Raw genomic sequence first — 558 nt, forward strand, 5'->3', positions numbered from 1 at the left:
TCGATTCCTGATCCTCGCGGGCGGAAGGGACGACGCCATTCTTTAGCTGCCATGCTGGCGGCGACTATCTGTGGCCTGCTCACCGGCGCGACCGGTTGCACCGCCATTGCGCAGTGGATTCGCAATCAAGAACCCAGCTTTTGGCACGCGATCGGTTTTGGCCGCAAGCCTCCGACGGCCAATTGCTATCGGTCGTTGCTGATCGACCTTCCACCGGAAACGCTAGAGAACGCCATCTCTCAGTGGGCTCAGCATCGACTCGGTGAAAAACCGACAGCAGAGAAGCACCGTGGAGTCGCGATCGATGGCAAAACGCTCTGCGGGACTTTGCAACCGCATGGACAGAGCATTCATCTGCTTTCCTTGCTTGAGCACGCCTCGGGCGGTGTCCTTGGTCAATTGAAAATGAATCCCAAAACAAATGAGCATCGAACCGCCATGCTGTTGCTTAAGTCGTTGATTGTCGATGGCATGGTGTTTACTGGTGACGCCATGTTCTGCCAGAGGAAACTCTGTCAGCAGATCATTGATTCTGGCGGCGACTATCTCATTACTGTC

The 558-nt window shown here is 55.2% G+C and carries 1 protein-coding gene; it reads left to right on the top strand.

Features of this window, described 5'->3' with window-relative positions; all coding sequences use genetic code 11:
- A partial coding sequence (locus CA13_RS03955) for an ISAs1 family transposase (RefSeq protein ID WP_146403394.1) occupies nucleotides 1-558 on the top strand: 558 nt, incomplete at both ends.

Source organism: Novipirellula herctigrandis, from assembly GCA_007859835.1.
GTDB classification, from domain to species: Bacteria; Planctomycetota; Planctomycetia; order Pirellulales; family Pirellulaceae; genus Novipirellula_A; species Novipirellula_A herctigrandis.